At 63.0% G+C, this 21,948-nt stretch carries 19 protein-coding genes; 8 read left to right on the top strand and 11 right to left on the bottom strand.

Annotated features, from left to right (window positions below; genetic code table 11):
- Nucleotides 1-40: 40 nt before the first annotated feature.
- The 5 genes from IEX69_RS19295 to IEX69_RS19315 all read right to left on the bottom strand — a co-directional run bounded on the left by IEX69_RS19295 (nucleotide 41) and on the right by IEX69_RS19315 (nucleotide 5,126).
- Nucleotides 41-1,948, bottom strand: coding sequence for a heavy metal translocating P-type ATPase (locus IEX69_RS19295; RefSeq protein WP_085021704.1), 1,908 nt, complete (start codon nucleotides 1,946-1,948; stop codon nucleotides 41-43).
- A complete protein-coding gene (gene cmtR / locus IEX69_RS19300) occupies nucleotides 1,945-2,304 on the bottom strand; it encodes a Cd(II)/Pb(II)-sensing metalloregulatory transcriptional regulator CmtR (RefSeq protein ID WP_085021703.1) in 360 nt (119 codons plus the stop codon). The genes IEX69_RS19295 and cmtR (IEX69_RS19300) overlap by 4 nt, the downstream gene beginning before the upstream one ends.
- Nucleotides 2,305-3,095: 791 nt before the next feature.
- The gene (locus tag IEX69_RS19305; protein WP_157127503.1) at nucleotides 3,096-3,824 is read right to left on the bottom strand and encodes a cytochrome c biogenesis CcdA family protein; all 729 of its coding nucleotides are present in this window, start codon (nucleotides 3,822-3,824) and stop codon (nucleotides 3,096-3,098) included.
- The gene (locus IEX69_RS19310) at nucleotides 3,821-4,369 is read right to left on the bottom strand and encodes a TlpA family protein disulfide reductase (protein WP_229756478.1); all 549 of its coding nucleotides are present in this window, start codon (nucleotides 4,367-4,369) and stop codon (nucleotides 3,821-3,823) included. The genes IEX69_RS19305 and IEX69_RS19310 overlap by 4 nt, the downstream gene beginning before the upstream one ends.
- 31 nt (nucleotides 4,370-4,400) lie before the next feature.
- Nucleotides 4,401-5,126: a DsbA family protein gene (locus IEX69_RS19315; RefSeq protein ID WP_085021701.1), complete on the bottom strand. Its 726-nt coding sequence runs from the start codon at nucleotides 5,124-5,126 to the stop codon at nucleotides 4,401-4,403.
- 640 nt (nucleotides 5,127-5,766) lie between these two features.
- Here IEX69_RS19315 and cmtR (IEX69_RS19320) point away from each other — a divergent pair.
- Both cmtR (IEX69_RS19320) and IEX69_RS19325 read left to right on the top strand, forming a co-directional pair.
- Complete coding sequence (gene cmtR / locus IEX69_RS19320; protein WP_085021700.1) at nucleotides 5,767-6,111, top strand: Cd(II)/Pb(II)-sensing metalloregulatory transcriptional regulator CmtR; 345 nt, start codon at nucleotides 5,767-5,769, stop codon at nucleotides 6,109-6,111.
- A 256-nt stretch (nucleotides 6,112-6,367) separates the two neighbouring features.
- The gene (locus tag IEX69_RS19325) at nucleotides 6,368-7,093 is read left to right on the top strand and encodes an SOS response-associated peptidase (protein ID WP_085021699.1); all 726 of its coding nucleotides are present in this window, start codon (nucleotides 6,368-6,370) and stop codon (nucleotides 7,091-7,093) included.
- Nucleotides 7,094-7,105: 12 nt separating this feature from the next.
- Here IEX69_RS19325 and IEX69_RS19330 read toward each other — a convergent pair whose 3' ends face one another.
- The 4 genes from IEX69_RS19330 to IEX69_RS19345 form a co-directional block, all read right to left on the bottom strand.
- Nucleotides 7,106-7,939 carry an ATP-dependent DNA ligase gene (locus tag IEX69_RS19330; RefSeq protein ID WP_085021698.1) on the bottom strand — a complete coding sequence of 278 codons (834 nt, stop codon included), beginning with the start codon at nucleotides 7,937-7,939 and terminating at the stop codon, nucleotides 7,106-7,108.
- Between the two features lie 132 nt (nucleotides 7,940-8,071).
- Nucleotides 8,072-8,902 (bottom strand): hypothetical protein, encoded by an 831-nt coding sequence (locus tag IEX69_RS19335; protein WP_157127502.1) that lies wholly within the window; start codon nucleotides 8,900-8,902, stop codon nucleotides 8,072-8,074.
- Nucleotides 8,903-9,583: 681 nt separating this feature from the next.
- Nucleotides 9,584-10,030 (bottom strand): hypothetical protein, encoded by a 447-nt coding sequence (locus IEX69_RS19340; protein WP_157127501.1) that lies wholly within the window; start codon nucleotides 10,028-10,030, stop codon nucleotides 9,584-9,586.
- Nucleotides 10,031-10,086: 56 nt separating this feature from the next.
- Nucleotides 10,087-10,776 (bottom strand): hypothetical protein, encoded by a 690-nt coding sequence (locus tag IEX69_RS19345; RefSeq protein WP_085021695.1) that lies wholly within the window; start codon nucleotides 10,774-10,776, stop codon nucleotides 10,087-10,089.
- Between the two features lie 145 nt (nucleotides 10,777-10,921).
- Here IEX69_RS19345 and IEX69_RS19350 point away from each other — a divergent pair, with 145 nt between their 5' ends.
- On the top strand, nucleotides 10,922-12,586 hold the full coding sequence (locus tag IEX69_RS19350) for an N-6 DNA methylase (RefSeq protein WP_085021694.1): 1,665 nt from the start codon (nucleotides 10,922-10,924) through the stop codon (nucleotides 12,584-12,586).
- Nucleotides 12,586-13,491 (top strand): hypothetical protein, encoded by a 906-nt coding sequence (locus IEX69_RS19355; protein ID WP_085021693.1) that lies wholly within the window; start codon nucleotides 12,586-12,588, stop codon nucleotides 13,489-13,491. Before IEX69_RS19350 ends, IEX69_RS19355 begins: the two co-directional genes overlap by 1 nt.
- Nucleotides 13,492-13,526: 35 nt before the next feature.
- On the opposite strand, the gene IEX69_RS19360 is transcribed toward IEX69_RS19355, so the two are convergent.
- Nucleotides 13,527-14,078, bottom strand: a complete 552-nt coding sequence (locus IEX69_RS19360) for a hypothetical protein (RefSeq protein WP_085021692.1) — start codon at nucleotides 14,076-14,078, stop codon at nucleotides 13,527-13,529.
- On the bottom strand, nucleotides 14,062-14,967 hold the full coding sequence (locus IEX69_RS19365; RefSeq protein WP_174604611.1) for an HAD family hydrolase: 906 nt from the start codon (nucleotides 14,965-14,967) through the stop codon (nucleotides 14,062-14,064). The genes IEX69_RS19360 and IEX69_RS19365 overlap by 17 nt, the downstream gene beginning before the upstream one ends.
- 703 nt (nucleotides 14,968-15,670) lie before the next feature.
- On the opposite strand from IEX69_RS19365, the gene IEX69_RS19370 reads away from it, so the two are divergent.
- The 4 genes from IEX69_RS19370 to IEX69_RS19385 all read left to right on the top strand — a co-directional run bounded on the left by IEX69_RS19370 (nucleotide 15,671) and on the right by IEX69_RS19385 (nucleotide 21,938).
- Nucleotides 15,671-17,383 (top strand): AIPR family protein, encoded by a 1,713-nt coding sequence (locus tag IEX69_RS19370; protein WP_085021690.1) that lies wholly within the window; start codon nucleotides 15,671-15,673, stop codon nucleotides 17,381-17,383.
- A 517-nt stretch (nucleotides 17,384-17,900) separates the two neighbouring features.
- Nucleotides 17,901-18,362: a hypothetical protein gene (locus IEX69_RS19375; RefSeq protein ID WP_157127500.1), complete on the top strand. Its 462-nt coding sequence runs from the start codon at nucleotides 17,901-17,903 to the stop codon at nucleotides 18,360-18,362.
- Nucleotides 18,363-18,529: 167 nt separating this feature from the next.
- Nucleotides 18,530-19,747 (top strand): acyltransferase family protein, encoded by a 1,218-nt coding sequence (locus tag IEX69_RS19380; RefSeq protein WP_157127499.1) that lies wholly within the window; start codon nucleotides 18,530-18,532, stop codon nucleotides 19,745-19,747.
- The gene (locus tag IEX69_RS19385) at nucleotides 19,740-21,938 is read left to right on the top strand and encodes a heavy metal translocating P-type ATPase (protein ID WP_085021687.1); all 2,199 of its coding nucleotides are present in this window, start codon (nucleotides 19,740-19,742) and stop codon (nucleotides 21,936-21,938) included. The genes IEX69_RS19380 and IEX69_RS19385 overlap by 8 nt, the downstream gene beginning before the upstream one ends.
- Nucleotides 21,939-21,948: the final 10 nt, after the last annotated feature.

Consider the following 21,948-nt stretch of genomic DNA (forward strand, 5'->3'; position numbering starts at 1 on the left):
GCATCCGCGTTCCCGGGAGCGCGGCCGTCAGCAGGCCCGGTCATGGTTGAGTGCGCCGCGCCGCGCGGAGCCCGTTGAGGATGACGAAGACTTCCGCGACCTCGTGCACGAGCACTACCGCGGCGAGCCCGAGGATTCCTGAGATCGCCAACGGCAGCAGCACAGCGATGATCGCGATGGAGAGCACGACGTTCTGGTTGATGATGCTACGGCCGCGGCGAGCGTGGGCGAGGGCCTGCGGGATCAGGCGGAGGTCATGGCCAGTGAAAGCTACGTCGGCCGACTCAATCGCGGCATCGGCGCCCTTAGCTCCCATCGCGATCCCTAGGTCTGCGGCCGCGAGAGCGGGGGCGTCGTTGATGCCGTCCCCGATCATGGCGGTGGGCTGTGACGTCGACAGTTGCGTGACAGCGGCCGCCTTATCCTCGGGGCGCAGTTCGGCGCGCACGTCGTTGATGCCGGCTTGTGCCGCCAGCGCTGCTGCGGTTCGGGCGTTATCCCCCGTGAGCATTGTCACACCGATCCCGCGGCGGTTCAGCGTGGCGATAACCTCGGGCACCTCGGGGCGCAGCTCGTCCCGCACCCCGATCGCGCCAACTGGCTCATCGTCGCGGTAGACGATGACGACAGTCATCCCCTCGGACTCCATTGCTTGAACATTGGTGGCCATTCTGCCGGCGTCGAGCCACCGTGGGCTCCCTACCGCGAGACGGACGCCGTTGAGGGTGCCGACGATGCCGTGCCCGGCGGTCTCCGTGACGTCTGCGGCGATCGGAGCGTCGGGAACCGCGTTGGTGATCGCTGCGGCGAGGGGGTGTGTGCTGTGACCTTCGAGGCTCGCCGCCCATGCCAACACATCACCCTCGGTCGCCCCGGTGGTGACGACACGGGTGACGGTGGGTTCGTTGCGGGTCAGGGTGCCGGTCTTGTCGACGGCGAGGTGACGGATGCCGCCGAATCGCTCGAAGGCGGCCCCGGATTTCACGACCACGCCAAACTTGGAGGCCGCACCGATCGCGGAGACGACGGTGACCGGGACGGCGATCGCCAGCGCGCACGGAGAGGCCGCAACCAGCACGACCAGGGCGCGGGTGATCCACAGCCCCCAGTCGCCGGTGAGCAGCGACCCGAGTACGCCGACAAGTACGGCGAGAATCATCACACCGGGAACGAGGGGGCGGGCGATCCGGTCGGCCAGGCGGGCGCGATCCCCCTTCTCGGCCTGGGCTTGCTCGACCAGCTCGACGATGGTAGTGAGGGAGTTGTCGGTGCCGGCGGCGGTGGCTTCGACTTCGAGGACGCCGCTGGTGTTGATCGACCCGGCCGACACGTCGGTGCCGGGCTCGACTTCGACCGGGATTGACTCGCCTGTGATCGCGGACGTGTCTAGGCTGCTTCGACCGGCGCGCACGGTGCCGTCCGTGGCGATTCGTTCGCCCGGCCGGACCACGAGCACGTCACCGACGCGCAGCTCCTTCGCCTCCACCTCGGCCGTGGCGTCGCCTTGCTTGACGAGTGCGGTGTCGGGGACGAGCTTCAACAGCGCCCGCAATCCTGCGCGGGCACGGTCCATCGCTTTGTCTTCCAACGCCTCTGCGATGGAGTACAGGAACGCCAGCGCGGCGGCCTCCTCGACATAGCCGAGGATCACCGCGCCGGTCGCACTGATTGTCATCAGAAGACCGATGCCGAGCTTGCCCTTGGTGAACAGCTTGCGCAACGCGCCCGGCACGAACGTGTAGGCGCCCAGCAGCAGGCCGATCCAGAACAGCACCAGACCCGCGGTCTCCGCGCCGGTCCACTCGCAGATCAGGCCGGCGGCGAACGCGACACCGGAAGCGATCGGGATCAGAACGCTCGGGCTCCGATACCACGGCCGATCGTCATCGTCATCATCATCATCATCGAGGTCGACGTGCTCGACCTGCGAACCCGTGACGGCGCTCACGCCGGAACCTCTCCGGCGACGCAGCCCTCGACTCCGCAGTCAGGGTCCATGCACGGCACGCTCTCGTCGACCGCGAGCGCCACGTCAACCAGGGCCGTCAGGGCCCGCGCCAGGTGCGGGTCTGCGATCTCATAACGGGTCTGCCTGCCTTCAGGCTCGGCCACCACGATCCCACACCCCCGCAGACACGTCAGATGGTTCGAGACATTCGAGCGCGACAGCCCAAGATCACGAGATAACACGGCCGGATAGCTCGGGCCAGTCAGAAGGGTCAAGAGGATGCGAGAGCGCGTCGGATCGGCCATAGCTCGGCCGAGCCGATTCATCACATCAAGTCGATCTGCAATAGTCAGCACACAGTGACTATACATCGTCTAGTGTACAAGGAAGGAGCAAAACAAACCGACGATGAATCAGGAACGGCTCGAGCCGACCTCTCTAGGAGCTGCGATGCCTTTCCTACCCACTCAGCACACGGGGGAACAGTCGATGACCCTCGCGGCTCGCTCGTTCCCTGGCCTAAGGGTGTGCCCTTGTTTGTAACAGCTATTCGCTCTCCCCTGCATTTGTGGGGCGCGACTTACCTCAGCCTCAGTGATCTTCTCAGCGTCCGCTCAACGTTCACGGTGCTGGTCTTTCTGCCCGGTACGTCGATCGAGGATGCGCAGGCTGCAATGCAATACCTGTCCCGGCGTAGCTTCGACGTCTTATTGTGCATCGCCGCGATGCCACTAATTCTGGGCGCAATGCTGCTTTCTGGAATATTCGAATCCGCAGTATTGGCACTATGCCTGAGTGTGACCATCACTGCGAGCACGGCGGCGATTCTTATAGGAGCCCACGGTAGCCGTCCTGTTCATAGGCTGCTTCGTCAGTCGGTTCGGTTTCGACTCGCAGCTCATGGAACGCGTTCAAAGGACGTCTCCGCTGAGGTGCTCGTGAGAGAGATTGAACACCTCCGTCAGACATCCATCGTGAGCGCACGCGACCCCGTGTCAGACGAAGAGCTGTGGGGCCGCGCGTGGAGGGCCGTGCGTGGTTCGGCCAACCGCTAATTGGTGCCATGCGGCTGCTCTTACCGGCACCCGCCTGTCGCTGAGGCTGTGTCTGTGCGTTGGTACCATCCGCGAGGTGCGGCTGTGGGTGTTCAGATGGGGGTAACGAAACCACCTATCCAGCCTTGAATTTGGTAGATGATTGCGGTCCACGCGCCAGTGACCATGAAAACTCCGAGCAGAATGAGCAAGGTCCCGCCGGCGATGTTCAGGGGCCGGATCAGGCGGCGCAACGAGGCAATGGCGCGTGTGGCCCACACGAATCCCCCGGCGATGAGCAGAAATGGGAGGCCGAGACCAAGGCAGTAGGCGAAGCCGAGGAGGGCGCCGCGGCCGGCGGAGCCGCTTTCGAGACTGAGGGCCGAGATCGCGACGAGAGTGGGGCCGAAGCAGGGCGTCCAGCCGAGTCCGAAGACGACTCCGAGGATTGGTGCGCCAACGAGGCCAACTGCCGGTTTCACGGGCAGCTTGACCGTGCGTTGCAGGCCGGGGATGAAACCCAGGAAGACGATTCCGACGAGGATAACGATGACGCCGAGCACCCGGGTGATGACGTCTTGCCACTGCACGAGCCAGGCGCCGAGCGCACCGAAGAGGGCGCCGTAGGCGACAAATACCACGGCGAAGCCGAGGACGAACAAGGCTGCTCCCAGGATGGTGCGGCCTCGGTTACGTGTGTGCTCTGCGGAGCCGGAGACATAGGCGAGATATCCCGGCACCAGCGGGAGCACGCACGGTGACACGAAGGACACCAGCCCGGCCAACACCGCGAGGGGCAGGGCGACGGCAAGCTGTCCACTGAAGACAAGCTCGGGAATCACTGCTGCTCGTCCAATGCTGATTCGATCAGAGCGCGAAGGATTGAAAGCTCTGTCACGCGGCCAAGAATCCGAGCGGAAACCCGCCCCTGCCGGTCCAGCACGAGGGTCGTAGGTACTGCGTTGGGTGCGACCTCTCCGGCGAAGCTGAACTGCACTCCCCCATCGGTGTCCACCAGTGACGGGTAGGTGACGCCAAACGTCTCGGCGAACCCGCGCGCTGTTGCCGGCTGATCTCGCACGTTGACTCCGAGGAACGCCACCTGCTGCGGAAGATACTGCTGGTAGGTCGCTTCGAGGTCTTTGGCCTCCAGCCGGCATGGGGCGCACGCCGCGTACCAGAAGTTCACCACGAGTACCTGGCCCACGAAATCTGCCGAGGTCAGCTCCGCGGCATCGTCGGTGGTCCCGGTGAACACGATTGGTTCACCGCGATCAGCCGGACGAATCTCGACAACAGACCCATCGCCGGCAATGAAGCCTTTACTGTCGCCGGCAGCGTACTGCTCGGCCAGCGGATCGGCAGCGCACCCGCTCAGCAGCGCCACGACGACGACGGCCGCGGCTACCGCGACTGCGTTACTCGGCCAGCGCGGCATCGATCTGCGCCCGGAAGTCATCGATTGAGGTGATGGTCATCATTTCGCCGTTCAAGAAGAACGTCGGGGTGCTCTGGATTCCCAGAGCAACGCCGTCGTTGAAGTCGACCAGCACACGATCCAAGGTCGCCGGATCGGCCACCGCCGCGTCGAATTCGGTCATGTCTAAGCCGATTTCCTCGGCGAAGCCGCGGAAGATGGCGGCCTGCGTCTCCTGCCGTTCGCCCCATTGCGGCTGCGTCTCGAACATCATTCGGTACATCTGCTCGAACTCGCCCTGCGCCGCTGCGGCCTCCGCCGCAATTGCGGCCGGCTTCGAGTTCTGATGACCAGGCAATGGGAAGTAGCGGGTTACAAACGTAATCCGACCGGCATAGTCCTCGCGTAACTGCTCGACATGGGGGTACAACGCCCCGCACGCCTCACACTCGAAGTCGAGGAACTCGACCAACGTGACCTTCCCGTCCGCCGCCTCACCCAGAACATGACTGTTGGCCCGCACTACGGCTGTCCCGCCCTCGGGCGCGGTCGCAGCACGATTCACCGTGCTCTGCGCCACGCTGATCGCGATAATCGCGATCGCCGCTGCCACGGCTAGAGACACGGCAGCGAGGATGACAATTTTGGTGCGCCCAGTCAATGCTGGCGCGGCGGCGATGCCGTGGCGCCGGGTCACGCCGGCGATCGTTTTTTTCTTCGAACTCATGGAGGTTCCCTTCGATTCTCAGCTCCAGCGAGGTAAGCGCGCCCAAGTGGGCGCGCGAAGGCACACCGCAACTCACACTTGGCGGGAGGAGTTGCGGGAGCCTGACCAGCTTCTAAATGCGGAGGAGGCTGAGAGCGTGAAGTGACGGCCCTTCGGGCATTGCATTGCGCACGATCCGGAGTGGGACAGCGCGGATGAGTAGTCCTAGCTGCGTTATGGGAATTGTGCCGGGCGAAAATCGTAGCGCGAGCAGCGCCACGACACCGACTATGCAGATCAAGCCGACTGCAGCGCAGCCGACTAGGCCATCCGTCACTGGCTGCTCGGTGTCACTCATCGAAGAGCCGACGTCGTCCAGGTGTGCCACCGTCATAGCGTTCATTGGCGCATCGCCAGTGCTTGTTGAGGCTGCACCGAGAAAGTGGAGGCAGAAGGCGGCGAGAACGATCGTCAGGAGACTCAGGAGACCCCCGACAACTCGATTCGGCCGCAAGGGGCGATTCACGGTCGCGGCGTCATCTCGTCGCACCGTGTGTCCTTCCGCCCGATCTTCGTCTTAGGTATCGGCAACGATCGTACAGTAGGGCCTGAACAGTATGTTGAGGTTGATTAATACAGCAGTAGCTGTATTAATTGGTTTATGCTGACGCTCGCAACCCGGCTCGACGTGATGAATAGGCTCGGACGCGCGATGGCCGACCCGACTCGTTCCCGCATTCTGCTGATGCTTCTCGAAACACCGGCCTACCCTGCCGGGATTGCGGAAGCCCTTGATCTGACGCGTCAGAACGTCTCCAACCATCTGACCTGTCTCCGCGATTGCGGCATTGTCGTAGCGGAGCCGGAAGGCCGACAGAACCGGTACGAGATCGCGGATGCACACCTCGCAAAAGCGCTAAACGATCTGGTGGACGTCGTCCTGGCCATCGACACCTCAGCGCCGTGCAACGACGAGTCCTGCGCCGTGCCTGGATGCTGCGAGTGAGCCCCGCGACGGCCACGATCGAACGCATTGGCGGCGAAAGTCGGGCGGTTCTGCATAAATGCGTCCGCCCGATCGACGCTGCGCCACGTCAGCAACCACGCTGCTCGATGACCCCAACCAACCGATGAATTACCGCCCCGAAGGAGAACCTCATGTCTGATTGCTGCGACGGAAGCTGCTGCACCACCGAATGCACCGACGGCTGCACCTGCTGCTGAGGTACAACCTGCGCCGTTTTCCGGCGTAGCGTGCAGCTATGTGCGGACGGTTCGCGATTGACGGCAAGGTCAACGAGGCCATCACCGCCTACGTCCACGCCGGCGGCCGACCGCAGGACTGGAGCCCTTCTGACTGGGACGCCAACTACAACGTCGCCCCCACGAACACCTCCGTGATCGTCCGCGACCGCGTCGACGACGACTCCGGCGAGCTGCGCCGCGAGGTCGACTGGGACGCGGTCTGGGACTTCCGGCCGCCATGGTTGAAGACGCCGGCGCCGCAGATCAATGCTCGGATCGAGAACCTGACCAGCTCGAACCTTTGGAAAAAGGCGTTCATCGGCCGGCGCGCGATCGTGCCGATGCTGGGCTACTACGAGTGGAAGACGATCGCAGGCAAGAAGCAGCCCTACTTCATCCACTCCCCCGCCGACTTCCTCTCCGCCGCCGGCATCTACGTGCCCGTCAAGACCGGCGACGGGTGGGATGTGCGGTTCGCAATCATCACCCGCGAGGCCCGCGACGCCTCCGGCGAGATCCACGACCGCATGCCAGCCTTCCTCACCCCCGACACCTGGGACGCGTGGCTCTCCCCCACCGACCTCGAGGACCCATCCGAGACGGTCGAGATGCTCATGGCCACATCAGAGACCGTGGCCTCTACGATCACCACGTACCCGGTGAGCAAGGCGATCAACAACGTCCGCGCCCGGCCCGTCTGGGACGACCCCGCGCTCTTGGAGCCTGTCGAGGTGGCTGACTAGAGCACGGACGGGTCAGCGCTCCCGCTCGGCGACGTCGACGGGGTCGAGCTCGGGTCGAGCTCGCAGGTAGCGGACGGCGTGCCGGAAGGAGCGACCCGACCAGGCGACGTCGGCGGAGATCTCGACCACGATCGGCTTGACGAGCGTGAGGTCGACGAGCTCGCGGCCGCTGTTGCCGAATCGGTCCAGGGCGCCGGGCTTGATCTGTGCCGGCCAGGGATGCCCCTCCCCCACCGCTGGCCGTAGCAAGCGGCCGAGGGCACGAGCCGGGGCCGCGCGCAGCGGCGTGCTGCGGCCCACGATGCGCAGCTCTCCCTCGACGGGCAGGCCGACGATGATCTCCTGGGGCTGATGGGCGGGGCCGATGACGGCGGCGCAGACGACGTCGAGGGTGTCGCGGTGCTTGACCTTCACCCACTGCCGTACTCCCCCGCTGTACCGGTCGCCGGCACCCTTGACGACGAGCCCCTCGATCCCCGCCGTGTGCAGCTGCTCGAACCATGTCACGGCCTCGTCGTAGTCGGTGGTGGCGGGCGAGAGGTTCAGGGGCGGGGTCCAGTCCCGGGCGAGCTGCTCGAGGAGGGCCCGGCGATCGCGCAGCGGTAGCGACCGCGCATCCTGGCCGTCGACGGCGAGGAGGTCGAACGCGGCATAGGACGCCGGCCGCTGGTGGGCGAGGCGCTGCACCGCGGCGGGGCTGGTGGTGAGCCGCATCTGCAGCGCGTCAAAGTCCAGCCGGTCCACGGCCCACACGACCGCTTCACCGTCGACCCTGTCCGCCGCACCACCGTCAGCACCCGAAACCGTCGTCTCTGCAAGGCGGCCGACCTGTCCACACGTCTCGATAGACGATCGCTATCCGAAGTGTTTCGCGCACTCCCGGAGGCAGCGGAGTCCCGCGGTTCGAGTCCTCTCAGAAGACCCTCCCGTTGAGCACTTCGGTGAGGGGGCGCCGACCGGCATAGTAGGGGAGCGGCTCTATGGCGACTCGTTCTGACCGTTTGGATTTTCCCGGCTCCTGCGTCTCAATCGGACGTTAAGGAATCGATTGATGCCGCCGCTTGAGAAGACGATGTCAGCGGAGTCCCCCAGGAACTCGAGGCTTCTCAGGACCAGATGTGGCTCGCAGTCCTGAGAGGTCATCAAACGCATGTACTCCTGGAGTATCTGGCTGTCCAACCGTCCGCAGTAGGCCTCGACGGCCGCGCTTCCGCCCAGCCAACCCCAGCAGTCCACGTCGAAAGGCGCGAACGAGTCGAGGAGCCCGATCCTGCGGACCAGTGCGCTCAATGCTCGGCGGGTCCTCACACGGCCTTCATGGGAAGGTGGCCGCTCCATGGTCGGAGCTGCGGCCACAGTGGACTGCAGATAGTCGGCCAGCGCTGCCGTGTCAGCACCCTCGATGAGTATTCGTCCTGTCGAACGATCATCTCTGTAGTCGAATCGCACGACATCGGGGGAGAGGACCGCCACCTGTGCCCCGGGGATCCCGACTGAACCTCCTTCGTCGGAGAAGGGCAGAGCCGCCTCGACCCATTCAAGAATCGAGGTGCTCGGGCTGAGTCGTATTGTCAGGCTGCTGGGCGCCGGCAGGAGTTGGAGGATTGCCAGCTCCCCTCCTGGGGTCTCAGTGAGGTGTCTCAGGAAGCGGACCTGTTCGAAAAAGCACCCCTCCAGATCCCTTTGAGCTGTCGAAGCTTCGGGAATAACGGGCTCGTCGGCATGGACGATGTGCTGGGCAGCCGAGAGTGGCGTCCTCGTTGCTTCTGAGAAGAGGCGGTGGCGGCGTGTTGCACGCGAGGTAGGCATGGACTCTCCCGACCGGCCGGTCCCGGAGAAAGTCAGTGCTCAAGAGCATGCGATCGTGTCGAACCTGAGAGCCGAGCTCCGCTCCGCTTAGTGCAGCCGACCGGGGATGCGCGGATGGTGAGGTTGTCCCGCCGTCCAATATAGCCAACGCGTCATCAGAGCTGCCGGAGATCCTCGAGGACGGCGGGTCCGTGTGTCGATCAACGATGGGCACAACACCCTTCCGTCATTCCAGTTCGCGGTCGCCACCGTTCCAGCGTTTGGCGGCCCCGTGGAGGCTTCTGTGGCTGCTGTGCCTCGTCCGGCGAAGCTCGCGTTTGTGGTTCTGGCCCTCGTGGCAGAGCCAGCAGGAGCAGATGTTCACGCCATCGAACCGCCATTCCCAACGGCATATGGCTGGACCACCCAAGCGGTCGTCGACGCGATCGCGCGGGGGAAGATCGCAGGCGCGATCGACGTGATTGTGAACGGCGATAGCGCGCACGCTGCCATGGGCGATAAGAACGCGTACTGGCTGATGGGCGTCGGTGCGAGACATAGAGACTCCGAGGGTCGAACGCGCCGACCCGCTGCCCCTCGGTGAGGGCGAGCCGGCGCTACGGCTTTCGGAGCTTCGACATGGCTGTCACATTCCAATATTTGCAGGAGACTGCGCAACCGGGGAAACTCAGCGGTCCCTGACTATGCCTGCAGCTCGACCGACCCGTCAGCGGCCACCCAGAACACCTGAACACCGATCATGCGGAGAGCTACGGCGATCCGGGTTACCTCGGATCGGTGTAGCACGTTGGAAGGCAGTGCGATCGCGGCCGCCGCGTGGGCGCTGGACACGACTTGCATGGCTCGCACGACTGCCACGGAAACGTGCGTGCGCACCTGGTTACGGTTGAAGGCAAGCCCATGCCTGCGGGATCCAACCCGGGAGCTTCCTTCCCCCTTGGCCTCTACGAGAAGCTTCTCCATGCCGCGCACGGCCACGATGTCATCGCCGTGCTGATGGCTGAGTGCGAACGATTCGATCGTCCAACCGCCCGCCTTGAGGTGAGCCATCACTGATCGCACAACGTCATCCTCGGAGAGCAGGCCAGCCGCCACCGCCGACTGAGAATGGTCTGCAGGATCCTTCACCAAAGAAAGCTACCTCCCCCCTCCTCCACAGGACCATTGCCCTTCTGAACCGACAACTACATCGTCTTGTCCCACTTTGCAGGCGGCGTCCCGAAGGCGCGGCGACTAGTCCGGATGGTGACCTCCGACATCGCGAGGTTCGCTCCGCCACCAATCACGGTCCCGATCCCGAACGGTATGACCCTTCCCAGGACCAGGATCCCCTGCTTCGTGCCGTACTTGGTGATGAAGTTTCGTCCAAGTATCCGGTTGATCTGGAGCAGTTTGGACGCCGGTATCTGAGCGACGATGTTCTTCGCCCAATGCTGGCCTGTGCGCTCCGCTACCCGCGAGATGGTCTCTGTGGTGCCGCCCCCGAGCAGGATGCCCATCACAAGAGTTCTGCGCCGTTCAAGCTCTTGGATTGGGACTCCATGAATCTCCGCAAGAGAGAGCGCGAAGACGGCCGTCATCTCCAGTGTGGTGAACACTTCGCCCCCAGATACGACTAGCGCAGCACCGGTTCCAACGGCTGGCAGCGCCGCCACGCCGCCTACGGCGGCGCCGCTCCCAGCGAGCGCGGCTCGATACATGCGCTCAAGCGTCTTGATCACCTCTGCTGGTGTTGCATCGGGCCGACGCTGGCGAGCACGGGCGATGAAGTTCTCTATCGCTGGCTGTTGGATGCGGAGTGCCGCGTCTAGAGCGCGGATAGCGAGGTTGCTGGGCTCGTATGTACCGGCAGCTTCGCCTTGAGAATAAGCCATGGCGACACGCTAGTCCGCCGATCCAAACGCGTGACGGACCCAGGTCAGAGCTGATCGGCGTGGTCTGCGCCACTAGGCCCCGCGACACGGGATCTGTGCTGCAGCGGTGCCGCGATGTCGGTGGTGTAGCCAATAGTGTGGTGACGTGCTGTCCGACTCACCTGACCTCGAAGAGGGCATCGACTCTGCGTCGGCGCGGAAGGCACGCGGGGCGTTCTTCACCCCTTCTGGCATCACCGAGCACATCGTCGCGTGGGCCATCCGAGGTGCCGGCGATCATGTCCTTGAACCGAGCACCGGCGAGGCTGCCTTCCTCACCGCCGCCGTTAAGCGTCTGACCAGTCTGGGCACCGCCACGCCCGTCGTTCATGGCGTCGAGATACATCCGCCGAGCGCCCTAGCCGCCGAGAAGGTGGTTCAGGATGCCGGGGGTCGCGGGGAGATCGCAGTCCAAGACTTCTTCCTCGTCGATGCTGTCCCGGAATTCGACGCCATCATCGGCAATCCTCCGTTCATCCGCTATCAGGAGTGGACCGGAGCGCAACGCGATCGGGCCCGGTTTGCCGCGCTGCAGCAGGGCGTGGCGCTGACCGGGCTTTCCTCCAGCTGGGCGGCCTTCGTGGTCCATTCCGCAGGCTTTCTCAAGCCCGGTGGTCGGCTTGGGTTGGTCCTGCCCGCCGAGCTGCTGAGCGTGAACTATGCCGCGCCCGTACGCCGGTTCCTCCTTGAGAGATTCGCCAGCGTTGAGCTCGTCGTGTTCGACGAGCAGGTCTTTCCCGACGCCGAGGCCGACACCGTCCTGGTCAAGGCCGACGGCTGGGGACAGGCGCCGTCCGGCCGCGCGTCCCTGCGTCAGACACGGAACGCCGCCACGCTCGACTCCCTAGAAGCGGGAACGACGTGGGCGCCGATCAGCACTGCTGACCGTTGGACCCCCTTGGCTCTCTCCGACACGACCGAATCGGCGCTTCGCCGACTCAGCGCACAGGCCTTCGTCCCCCTGTCGAGCTACGGGGATGTGTCCCTCGGCGCCGTGACCGGCGGAAACCGCTTCTTCGCGCTGTCACCGTCTCGTGTGCGTGAACTCGGCATTCCGCGACGTGACCTCCTGCGCATCAGCCCCCCAGGCAGTGGGCACCTTCGTGGACTGGCGCTGACCGACAGCGCCATGACCAGGCTCGGACAGGCAGGCCAAGCCACCTGGCTGCTCTACCCGAGTAACCATCCGGCCGAAGCCACGAAGCGGTACATCGAGCTCGGCCACGCGACCGGTGTCGACACTGCCTACAAGTGCAGGGTACGAATCCCCTGGTGGAAGGTGCCGGTGCTAGCAGCCCCCGACCTTCTCTTGACCTACATGAACGCAGACACCGCGCGTCTGACCACCAACGCCGCCGGCGTACGGCACCTCAACAGCGTGCACGGCGTCTACATCAAGGCCGAGTACCGGGACCTCGCCCGAAGCATCCTGCCGATCGCTTCCCTGAACTCCCTGACCCTTCTGTCCGCGGAAATGGTGGGTCGGTCGTACGGGGGCGGCATCCTCAAGATCGAGCCAAGAGAAGCAGACCGCTGGTGGATGCCCGCGATCGATCTTCTGGCGCGGCACCAGGAGGCGCTGATTGCCATCAAGCCGCGGGTCCAACGGCTGCTGCAGTCCAAGCGGCTCGCCGCCGCCGTCGCGGCCGTGGACGACGTCCTCTTCGCGGGGGTCCTGGAGGGTCGAGAGCTGGATGGGTTGCGCGCGGACCATGCCGCGCTCTCAACCCGGCGGACCGTCCGCGGCCGCAGCAGCGGGCAGAACATCTGATGGCGGCCCGTGGGGACTCCTTCGAGCCTTTCGACGAAACGCTCGCGTCAACCCCGCTGACAGACCCCTGGGTCCACGCACTCGGCGAATCGCCCGTCTACGCCCCGGACTACGCCGCCTTCGAGCGCCTCCTTGCTATTCCGCTCAGCTCAGACAAGGGCTGGCAATCCGGCGGTCTCGCCAACGGGGTCGACTCCTGGCTCGCACACGAGTTGCGCCGCGCGGGCTTCGGCGCGGACGAGGTCTGGCCCAGAGCATCACGTCCCAGAATCGTTCCCCGCGACATCGCCGCGCTGCTCGAACTACTGCCGAAGGATCTCTCCTCAGAGATACGACGTCGCCTTACCGGAGGCGGTTTCGCGTCGATCGTCCCCACCGACGCACGAATCCTGGGACGGGCATACGAGAAGCAGGTCGACGTCGCCATCGCCCGCTGGGACCGCGGACCCGAGCTCATGCTCAGCACCAAGACCATGGTCTCGTCCTTCGGCAAGAACCTCGCGAACAGGTTCGAGGAGGCATATGGCGACGCCGGCAACCTCCGCGGCCGCTACCCGCTCGCTGCAGTCGGGTTCTTCTTCCTCCAGCGCTCAACGATCCTCGACGACGAACCGGATGCGTTCGAGAAGACCGTCGACATGATGAGGAAGCTCCGCGACCTCGGCGGCGCAAATGGGTACACCGCCACAGGGTTAGCCCTCGTAAATCACGCGACGGACGGCGCCGTTCGCATCGAACTCGAACGGATCCCGGCCGATGTGCGCCCGGAGCAATTCTTGATCAAGATGATCGAGCAGGTCCTCGCAGCGACTCCCGTGGCGCACCATGTCGATGTCCGGAGCAAGATGGAACGTCGCAATATCCCCGTCGCCGAGGAAGACAACGCGGATCCATCAGACCGGTAGAGACCGGCGCTGAGCCCGTTGATCGCTACGATCCCTTACGGCGCAGGAGAGGGCGTTCCTGTTGGTTGCACCGAGCCGAGAACGACTTCCCAATTGAGCGTCAGGGCGAATACGCCTAAGGCGACTAGCAAGAGTATCCCGGTTCCAGAGCCATAGAAGATATTGAGCTTGCGGGTGGAGTTCATCTCCCTCCCAAACCACTTTTCGTGACTCGCCTCCGTGATCGCCGTCGACAGCCCCGCATCTATCCCATGCGCCTTCAGCGCATCCTCGATCGGCCCAGCGGCCTTTTGGGCGCCCCTGAGTAGCCGGTGATACCAGATGCCGTCGGCAAACCAGAAGAGTGCCCAGATAGACAGTCCCAGCACGGGAACGAAGACGCTTGGGTTAAACGTCCATGTCCCAACGTTGACTGACTTCGCATTCAGATAGCCGAAAAACGTCGCACCGAGTGCGAAGGTGAGCGCCGTGATTGCTAATGACCTGATTCGCCAGCCGATGTCGTTGAAGTGCTGTTGTACTCCAACGATGGTTTTCCAGATGTCAATGGACGTCGCGACATCAAATTCGTCAGCCTTGCGAGGCATCGCTTCTCCTAGTGGGCCGGAAGTCGAACATGCCCAGCAGCTCATCAAACCCTCGTTCGAGCACCCAGGTAGCGGTCGGATTCACGCCGGGACGTTCATCCTGCTCTTTCCTCACCATCTCATCTGTCCAGTGGGACACGGACTGGAGTAGCCCGTAGCGGGGATCCGCATGGTTCACTCCGTATTTTGCCCAGACATCATGGACTCCGACCCGCTGGGCCATCTCGATGTCTTTCATCAGGGTGTCGCCGACGTAGACAGTCTCCTCAGGGCTCACGCCGTAATCGGCGATGATCTGCGAAAGGACTTCTGAGGAGGGCTTAAGGACACCCCTCGCCACATGGCGGTGTTCTGTCACCTGAAGTTGGTATGAGTCGTCAGAGAACCGTCTCAACGCGCTCGGGTCGAGTCCGAGTGGGGCGTCGTGATCGGGGGAGGAATAGTACGCGTCGAGCAATCCATCGGTTTCAGTTCGGAGGATTCTCCACCGAGTCCAGAACTCGAGGGACTCCGTGTATGCAACGATCTTCGTCCCCGCCGTACGAATGCTTTCCAACGACTCACGAACTCCCTCGCGAAGTCCCGTATGAACGAGACGAGCTGAGTTCTGCGCGTGAAGCGCAGGGTCGAAGTATTCGCGAGCCGTCATACCCTCTGGGACGGCCGGCCTGAGAACCTCCAACTCGTCGACAAGCCACGAGTACTCCGACGTTCCTCGCTTCTGATGGATTTGCCGAATCTCAGGAAGCAGCTCATGCTCGGCCAGCCCGGACTGCCCCGCGAGGCCACCGAGAAGCGCCCGAAACGACGCGTACCAGGGCTCGAACCAGTACCACAAGGTGTCATCAAGATCGACCACGAGAAGCCGAGCAGGTACAGGGTCCGCCATGGAGCCCACCCTATTGGGAGCATCCGACAGCAGATGGCCTATCGCTGGAGTTCCATTGCGAGCTGGGGCCAACAAGCCTGAACGCACCAGTCCGACGAAACGGTGTGGCGGGGCCAGCTGGCGGTTCAGACCGCCGACAACCTCGTTATGTCGACGACGCTGGGTGGAGCGAAGCATGCGCGCTGACTCGCGACCCGATGGAGGCACCACTTGTTGCCCTTCTCTTAGGCAGCACGTCGTCGAAGTACCCCGACGTGGTGCCCGTGATGACCTTCAGGTCACGTTCAATTTCGCCGCCCGCGTCAACGAACTTCACGGCCTGGAGCCGGTCGGGGGATGACCGTACCAGGACTGTCTCGCACGTCGACCGGCGCGGCACGAACGAATCCACGAACCGGCTGCTCCGGGCCCCCGAAAATTGACAGTCGGATCATGACGCACCGCCCCTCCGAGGGCAGTCAATGGTCACCGGGCCACCCGCAACGGCGCTCCGATATGTGCCGTCACGGGTTCCGCCCGGAACACGGAGGGGGCTCTCTGGCCTAGAGGGTGAGGCGAAGTCACAACGGTGACCGCTATCTCGACCGAAGAGGGCTGAGCTGGCGGGACGCGCTCTGCACCTTGAGCGAAGGCTCTACCGTCCTTGCCTGCCAAAGTAGAACACCCATAACCTAGGCCGAGTTTCATCAATTGGGGGAGCAACATGACCAAGGCCGCTGATCGCCAAAGTAAGTACGAATCGATCGCCAGAGTCGCAAATCCTGATGCTTCCGAAGGCCTCAATCGCCAGCGATCTATTCTGGTCCTCTGGTACTTACGCAATATCGTCGGCTTCGATGACCTCGACGCTTACGAGTACATCAGTGATGGGACCGATGATCGGGGAATCGACGCCCTATACCTAGAGAACGGGCTCTCCGACGACGACGAGCAGACTCTCATACTAGTTCAGTCGAAATACCCTGAGTCACCTAAAGAGGTGAGCGAAGGAGAACTCGCTCTGCTCGTGGGGTACGCGGGTCATTTTGCGAATGTCGAGAGCCTCGATGCCCTCATGAATGATGGTCCGTTAGAACCGGCCCTGAAAGCGCTTATTCTTCGACTTCAATTGCGATCCAAGCTCGCCGCGCAGAAGCTCAAGATCCGTCTCGTTTTCATCACAGCTGGATGGTTGAACAAGAAGGCCATTCAGCTCAAGACGGCGACCAACGCCCAGCTTGGATCCGACTACCTCACGACCTACGATCTAGACCGTTTAGCGCCTCTTTGCGATGCATTCCTTGAGCCACGACCTGTCTCAGTGAATGCAGTGGTACTGGTACCCAAATCTCAGAGATTTGAGGTGACCGTCGATGGCCGTAAGCATGTTATAGCTGCCGTGCCAGCTAAGGCGATCGTGAAATGGCCGGGAATCGAAGATCGGACCCTGTTCGATATGAACGTTCGGAAAGAACTTCGTCCCAACCGAGTCAGCCGCTCACTTCGGAAGGCTCTCGAGAAGGAGATCGATCACAAGAACTTTCTCGCATTTCACAACGGACTGACTGTCGTTTCCGACAGCATTGTGACGACCCCTTCGCGAATCAAGCTTGAGGGTATCTCCGTTGTCAACGGAGCCCAGAGCGTCTTGGCCCTAAGGGACCGGGAGGCTCAGCTGACCGAGGCACTACTTCTTATGGTGAAATTCGTCGAGATCGGGGAGCACATCCAGGTTGCTCGCGAGGTGGCACGGCGAAGCAACAGCCAGAACCCTGTCAATGCGCGGAATCTTCGGGCGTTGTCGGGAATACAGCTGAGACTCAAAGCCGATTTCGAAGCCAACTATCCCCTCTTCCACTACATTACCCATCCTGACGCGGGCGCCAAGTACCCAGGAACCCAGATCCCTAACGACCTTGCAGCTCAATGGCTCTGCGCTGTCTACGTACAGCAGCCGTGGCTTGCCGTGAAGCTGCTTGCGCTGTTCGAAGAGGAAAATTACAGAACGATCTTTCGCGAGAACATCACGGCCGCTCACATCATTCTCTGCCAGCGCATCGTTGAGGCCGTTGAACGCAATGAGGCCGAAATTCCGGAACAGTATCTTGACGCAAAGAAGCTCACCCACCTAGTGGTCACGTTCTTGATCGCAGAGCTCATGCGAACGAATGCGGATACGCAAAAGATACTCGACGAACCCGCTGACGCAGTCGCAGACCTTCCCGCGCTAGACGCGCGACTCGACGAGCTCGTGAGTCACGCCGCAGGAACCCTTGCGATGAGGGTCGAGAGCAAGAAGACGGAGGATTCCTTTGATGACTACAAGATCGACTTCAAGAACCGCGATGAACTTCTTCAGCTGGCCGGCAAAGCGCGTGAGCAGTACGCATATCTTCAGCGAGTTTCCAAAAAGGCCATGGCTAAGCAAGCCAAATAGTTGCTGCGCCCGAGATCTCTCTCTCACGGTTGATCTATGTCTGTCGATGAGGTCTTCTACGCGGTGCGAGGTCGATATTTAAGACGCTGATAACAATTATTATGTCAAGAGCGACTCTCTCGAGCCCCTCTTCCAAGCGCGGCATCGGTCTGAAGGGCGGCACATGACGACGTCGTGGCGAACACTCGGGATTTGAAGTTTTGAAGCCCTTATGCCGTCTCAATAAAGTCGATCCGAACCGTAAATCGAGACCGCCTGGTACATGACGTTATGTCAATAAACACAATTGACCTTCCCGAGACCACCCAGCACGGCGGTCTCAGCCCCGCGGGGTGGGGCCGCCGGGTGGCATGCTCTTCGGGCTCACTTGTCGGCCGAGGAAAACGTCGATGCGGTCGCTGACTAGGGCACTAAGGTAGCCGGCGGCCCATCTGAGAGCGGCCAGCACCTGCCCGTTCCCCGCTGCGCGCGAGTCGGTCGTCCTGGGAATGCTGTAGGAGAGTCACCGAGAATTTGGATGCCTCCTTCGATCGGGGGACGATGGAACTGGTTGGAGGTCATAGTGCAGGGTGGTGTTGCTTTTCGCTCTGCGCGCCCGATGGGGGTTCTTCTCGTCGCGGTGATGACCTTGGCGCTAATCATCTCCACCGCGCTCGCCCACGTTGTTCCTCTGCCCTCGGTCGATGGTGCGAGCCATGTGGCCGGCATCACGAATCCCACCTCCGGGTCTTCCCTGGGATCGGTTGACTCTCAAAACGATGCCCCCGCACCCGGACACCACGACCACGAACACGTCGAGGTCGATCACGACGGGACTGTGCCCGCGCGCGCCGTCGTGACAGTGGGCGCCCTGGCTGACACGCCCACCGTGCTGTCTCAGATCTCCGTGGTCGCAGACGAGAGCCCCGATGAGGGCCAGGTGAACCATCGAGATGCCGAAGGCCCGTCTCTGGCCGCGCTCTCGATCAGCCGAACCTAGAGGCCAGAGCCGTTACTTGAGCCCTGCCCGGGCTCTCCTCGGTGTCCCGCTTGAGCTCCGCGCCGTTGACCTCCGTCCGGTGCAAGTTGCACGCGCCCGCGCCCCGTCGGCGCGCCCTCTTCTGGTCTCTGAATGCAAGGGCTTTTCTCGTGCTTTCCCTCCGCGGCATGTCATCGCGCAATCGCAGTTCCCCCACCGCATCAGCTCATCCCATTTCGCCTCGAATTCCGTCACTTGATGGTCTGCGCGCGTTGGCAGTCTTGGTGGTGTTCGTCGGTCACGGCCGCACCGACCAGGGGCAATGGCCCGGCTATGCCGGGGTGACGGTATTTTTCTTTCTCAGCGGCTTTCTCATTACGACCCTTCTCCGCCGCGAGTTGGAGAAGTCGGGGCGAATCCAATTGACCCGGTTTTATCTTCGACGAACGTTCCGCATTCTGCCGGCGGCGTACTTCACGATCGTGGTCTCGTTAGCCTTGGCGACAGCAGGCCTGCTGCCCTCGTCAATCAGCGGCTGGGGAGTCCTTTCGGAGTTCCTGAACTACACGAACTACTACATCGTCGCGAGGGGATACGAGAGCCTTCCGCCGGAGACGAGCCAGATGTGGTCGCTCGCGGTTGAAGAGCAGTATTACCTCGTCGTACCGGTGGCGTTGTTGGTGGCCTACCGCCTAGGTGCCCGACGCACACTGGTGGGCTGGTGTTTGGTCAGCGTGGGTCTTCTGATTGCGGGATGGCGGGTGTTCCTCGGGCTCAACGGTGCGGATTTCGATCGGCTCTACTTCTCGACCGACACCCGTATCGACAGCATCTTGTGGGGTGCGGCGTTAGCCCTTCTGATGAATCCGGTGATGGGCGACGCAGCTGCTCTCAGGGGCCGTCTCGTACGATGGATCGCACGTCATCTGGGCTTGATCGCTGCTGTCGCCATTGGGACGCTCGTGTTTAGCGCCGTCGTGCCTGCGTTGTCGTTCCGCTTGAGCGTCGCGACCACGCTTCAGTGCCTTGCTCTGGTCCCGATCTTCTGGTTCGTCATCACTCGCCCGTCTGGCGTTATCGGCAAGCTGCTGAACAGCCGGGTGCTTGTGCACCTGGGTGTGCTGTCTTTCTCGTTCTACCTGTTGCACAAGATCGTGCTGGCAGTGATCGGCCCGCTGATCGACGCCCCGATCCTCACCGACAGCATCTCGCTGCTTGTGTCTGTGTTGGTCTCGCAACTCGTCTTCTGGAGCATTGAGCGTCCCTTCACCAACCTGCGGGTACGGATAGAACGTCGATTTCTCTCCCGAGCGGCGACGAGAACTGGGAATAGCGGGGCGGCGCAGCCACTTACACACCTTACCCCTAGGGGGTATAGTGGAATGGGCAGGAGAATTCATGGATAACCACTCAGAACATGAGCACCCGACGACAGGTGAGCACATGCCGCAGGCCGTTCCCAATCCCCACGCAGCGCACCAGATGGCCAACAGTCACGACGGTCACGCAGATCACTCCGGACATGACGCGCAGTCCGGGGACGGCGGTCACAGTGGGCACGGTGGCCACTCGGGGCACGGCGATCATGTGGGTCAGTTCCGCAGGCTGTTCTGGATCATGCTGGTCGTGGCGATTCCGGTGGTCGTGTTCTCGCCGATGTTCGCCATGATTATCGGCTATTCCCTCCCGGATGCCGCGTGGGTGGGCTGGGTTTCCCCGGTCCTTGGAACGGTCATGTATGTCTGGGGTGGCCGGCCCTTCCTGACCGGTGCGGTGAGTGAGCTGCGGGCTCTCAAGCCCGGGATGATGTTGTTGATCGCTCTGGCGATCACGGTGGCGTTCTTCGCCTCTTGGGGCGCGACCCTTGGTCTTGTCGATCACGAGCTGGACTTCTGGTGGGAGCTTGCGCTGCTGATCGTGATCATGCTCTTGGGCCACTGGATCGAGATGAGGTCGTTGGCGCAGACGACGTCGGCACTCGATTCGCTCGCTGCGCTGCTGCCCGATGAAGCCGAGCGCGTCGACGGGGATTCCACAGTCGTGGTCTCCCCCGCCGATCTGGCGCTTGGCGACGTGGTGGTCGTGAGGCCGGGTGGTCGGGTGCCGGCAGACGGCAAGATCGTGTCGGGGTCGGCGAGCATGGATGAGTCTATGATCACCGGCGAGTCTCGTCCCGTCCGAAAAGGTGAAGGCCAAACGGTTGTCGCAGGGACCGTCGCCACGGACTCCGGGCTCCGGGTCGAGATCACGGCAGTGGGCGCGGACACCGCCCTCGCCGGCATCCAACGACTGGTTACGGATGCTCAGAGCTCGTCCTCGCGTGCGCAGCGCATCGCCGACACGGCCGCTGGCTGGCTGTTCTGGTTCGCGCTCGGCGCCGGGGTCATCACCGCCATCGTGTGGACGGCGCTGGGACTCCCGGACGAAGCGGTAGTGCGGACTATCACCGTGCTCGTGATCGCGTGCCCGCACGCTCTTGGACTGGCAATTCCGCTTGTGGTGTCGATCGCGACCGAGCGCGCCGCCCGAGGTGGGGTGCTGATCAAGGACCGCCTGGCCCTCGAGAGCATGCGCACCGTCGACACGGTGCTGTTCGACAAGACCGGGACGCTCACCAAGGGTGAGCCAACCGTAACGGCGATCGAAGCGGAGGATGGCCGCTCAGACGACGAGGTGCTTGCCCTGGCTGCGGCGGTGGAGGCGGACTCAGAGCACCCGTTGGCCCGTGCTATCGTCAACGCCGCGCGGACACGGAACCTGTCAGTGCCGGCCGTGACCGATTTCGCGTCGTCGCCCGCGGTTGGGGTGACCGGGACGGTGAATGGGTCTCGCGTTCAGGTCGGAGGACCGCACCTGCTCGATCAAGAGCACCAGGCCGAACTCGCAGTGGCGGACTCGTGGCGGCAGGATGGCGCGATCATCCTTCACGTCCTCGTCGACGGCTCGGTGGTCGGTGCCTTGAAGCTCGCCGACGAGATCCGGGAGGAGTCTCGGCAGGCCATCGAGGCACTTCGCGCGCAAGGCGTGGGAGTGGTGATGATCACCGGAGACGCCGAAGCGGTTGCCCACTCGGTGGCTACCGAATTGGGAATTGAACGCTACTTCGCCGGGGTGCGCCCGGAGGACAAGTCGAGCAAGGTCAAGGAACTCCAGGCCGAGCATCGACGGGTGGCGATGGTCGGGGATGGCGTCAACGACGCGCCCGCGCTAGCGCAGGCAGACGTCGGAATAGCTATTGGTGCCGGCACCGACGTGGCGATCGCTTCCGCGGGCGTCATCCTGGCAAGTGATGACCCGCGATCGGTCCTCAGTGTCATCGAGCTGTCTCGTGCCAGCTACCGGAAGATGAAGCAGAACCTTTGGTGGGCAGCGGGATACAACCTGATCTCGGTGCCGCTCGCGGCAGGGGTCCTGGCCCCGATTGGTTTCGTTCTGCCGATGTCCGTGGGTGCGATCTTGATGTCGTTGTCTACGATCGTGGTGGCGGTGAACGCTCAGCTCCTGCGCCGGCTGCAACTTGACCCTGACACCAGTGTCCGGGCGGCTCTTGATCACTCGGCCCCCGCTGATCGCCTGTCAGAAACGCCGTCCCGATGATCGGGCTATC

The sequence above is a fragment of the Cnuibacter physcomitrellae genome, assembly GCF_014640535.1.
GTDB lineage: Bacteria > Actinomycetota > Actinomycetes > Actinomycetales > Microbacteriaceae > Cnuibacter > Cnuibacter physcomitrellae.